The sequence below is a fragment of the Lentzea aerocolonigenes genome, assembly GCF_000955955.1.
GTDB classification, from domain to species: domain Bacteria; phylum Actinomycetota; class Actinomycetes; order Mycobacteriales; family Pseudonocardiaceae; genus Lentzea; species Lentzea aerocolonigenes_A.
This window is the reverse complement of record NZ_JYJG01000620.1, coordinates 1-2,842: the sequence shown is the minus strand read 5'-3', so window position 1 is coordinate 2,842 and position 2,842 is coordinate 1. Positions and strand designations below refer to the sequence as shown.

Annotated in this window: 2 pseudogenes; both read left to right on the top strand. The window is 70.0% G+C overall.

Annotated features, from left to right (window positions below):
• Nucleotides 1-892, top strand: a pseudogene (locus UK23_RS53500) (hypothetical protein); the annotation flags it as partial.
• A 508-nt stretch (nucleotides 893-1,400) separates the two neighbouring features.
• Nucleotides 1,401-2,842 (top strand): annotated as a pseudogene (locus tag UK23_RS47960) (hypothetical protein); the annotation flags it as partial.

Genomic DNA, 2,842 nt, shown 5'->3' with positions numbered 1-2,842 from the left:
GGTGTTCGCTTCGCTGGCCGAGGCGGGCTCGTGGCTGGAGCAGGAACAGTCGAACTGGCTGGCCGCGTTCAGGGAATCGGCGCGCATGGGATGGCATCGCGAGACGGTGGAGTGCGCGCGGACGATGCGCTGGTACTCCGACGACGACCGGCACGCGGCCAAGTGGGCCGAAGTCTTCGCCATCGGGGTGGATGCGGCGCGAGCGTTGGGCGACATGGCTGCGGAGGCGCAGCAACGCAACCTGCTCGGGCGGGCTCTCGCGGCGGCAGGGGACCGCGAAGCCGCGCTGGACCAGCACAAGATCGCCCTGCGCTGCGGCGACGAGGCCGGTGACCGGCTGGAGCGGGTGTGGGCGCTGGCGCACATCGCCGCGGGCGAGTTCTCGCGCGGCGACCGCCGGGACGGTCTGGAACGCGCGCGGCAGGCCGTCGAACTGTCCGCCCCTTTCGAGTTCTGGACGGTGCGGATGACGGTGCGCTACCAGTTCGGTGTGTTGTTGCTGCTCGACGACCGGCCGGCGGAGGCGCTCACGGTGCTGGAAGAGCTGCTGCAGGACGCGGTGCGCCACAACCAGGACAGCGAGATGGCGTTGTCCCGCACGAGGTTGCTGGCAGTGTGCGTGGAGGGTGTGGCCCGATGCCTGCACGCGGTGCGGCAGTGCGGCAGGGCGGCGTCGGTGTTCGCCGAGGCGCGTGGCTTCCACGAGAAGGCGGGTGCCTCGGTGCACGCGGCGAGGGCTGCACTGCAGGAGGGGCGCTGCCGCCTCGACGCGGGTGAGCACCAGATCGCGGACACCCTGCTGCGGTGCGCGCTGGCCACGTTCGACGAGCTGTCGTTGCCGGAGCAACGGGCCGAGGCCGAGGTGGAACTCGCTCGCATCTCCGTGCGCTGAGGGGCGGCCGGTCTTCACGCGCCGTCGTTGCGGGGCGAGCCGGCACGCGCGCACCTGATCTCCTTTCCGTCTGCGGGACCGTCACGGAGAAAACGCCTTGTCCAGGCGCCGGAACGCGTCGGTGACGGTCCTGCGGTCGTTTGGACACGCGTCCAGGTGTGTTGAGGCAGAAAAGACTTCCTTTGTGATTCCCGGTTGGGCCGTTCGTGTTGATCCTCGCTGCAGAGAATGGCTGTATTGCGGAACGACCGCGGTGCGTTTGGGTTCGATCCGCATTCGGTGACCAGGGAGGTGCTGGTGTCGATTTCGCGGTTCGAACACGTCGATGAATGGCTGCGGCGCCCCTGTCGTCCAATGCTCACGGAGTCGCGGCGTCACCGTTCAACTCCGTCTCTCCGTCCAGGACTCCATTCCGTGAACCTCGTTGCCGACTGGTCCGGCTTCCCTTTCGCGCACAGCGCCGTGCTGTCGCGACGGGCGAGCTGAGCGGCAGTTCGGAGTGGGCTGAGTGGACATCAAGTTCGATCCGACGTTCGACTGGCTGTGGATCCTCGTGGCGGGCCAGAAGGCCCCGAGGGTCGACGTGGCGGCCACCCGTGCTCTCGCCCAGTACTGGATCGAGAGCGGGCGCACCCTGGACGAGATGGCGAACGTCGTCGTCGACCTGGTCGGCAACGCCGAGAGGGCCATCGGCGGCCGGGTGGGCAAGGCGTTCCGCGAACGCGTGATGAGCGTCGTCAAGTCCGTTCCGAGCATCGTCGGGCTGGCCGACCAGCAGTCGACCAGCCTGCTGAAGCTCGCGCTGAGCGTCGAGCAGGCCAACTACACGATGCTCATCGAGATCGCGTTCTTCGCGGCCTCGATCCTGTGGGCGCTCGCGAGCCCGTTCACCGCGCCGCTGGTGCCCGCCATGATCACCGCGGCCAGGACTGCCATCGAGCGGATCAGCGCGCAGCTGCACTGGGTGGTCCGGCTGATCATGGAAGGCGTCGAGGAAGGCATCGACGAGATCGTCCAGGACGCGATCGCCCAGATCGCCCAGTTCGTGGAGGGCAACCGCGTCGCCTGGGACGTCCAAAGCACCATCGTCGGCGGCGTCGCCGGTGCCGGTGCCGGCATCATCGCGGGCGGCATGCACACCGGCATGCGGGCGTGGAAGCCCAAGGCCGAGGACAACATGCTCTTCCACGGCACCAGCGAGGCCACCGCCGACGTCGTGGTGGGCGCCGCGGCTGCGGGAATCCTCGGCGGCAGCATGGACGACCTCTGGACCGGCGCGGCCGGCGGCATGTTCAGCGGTGCCGCGCAGAAGAAGGCCGGTGACGCGGGCGACGCCATCGAGGACCACCTGAAGGACACCGGGTACATCAAGCCGCCCCCGATCGGTGAGATCGGCACGCCGGATGCACCGGACATCCCCGGCGATGTGGCGGGCGGCGGTTCTGGGGGCAATCGTCCCGAGGCGGTGGCCGGTGATGGTGAGGGGGCCGGTTCCGGTGGTGGTGAGGGGGCCGGTTCCGGTGGTGGTGCCGCGAAGGTCGGTGGTGTGCCTGGTACTGGTCGTGGGACTGCGGATTTCGGCGGTCATGAGGACACCGTTGGTCCGCCGGTTGGGGGCGCGGCTGGGCCGCCTTCAGGTGTGGGCATCGTTGGCCGCGATGGCGGCGCGGTCCCTGGCCAGGGCGCGGTCCCTGGCCAGGGCACGGGCGGTCGGCCGGAAGCGGGCGGCGGTGTGCACGGTGGTGCCGTTGCCGGTGCGGTGGCGGGGGGCGGCTCGGCCGGGAACCCCGGCGGGTCGGGCGGTCAGCAGGTTCCGGGTGGCCAGCAGGTTCCAGGTGGCCCCCCGATTCCAGGGAGTCAGCAGATCCCGGGTGGCGGCCAACAGCCGACTCCCGTGCCACCCGTTGCGCAGACGCCGGGTGCGCAGTCGCCGGGTGCGCAGTCGCCGGG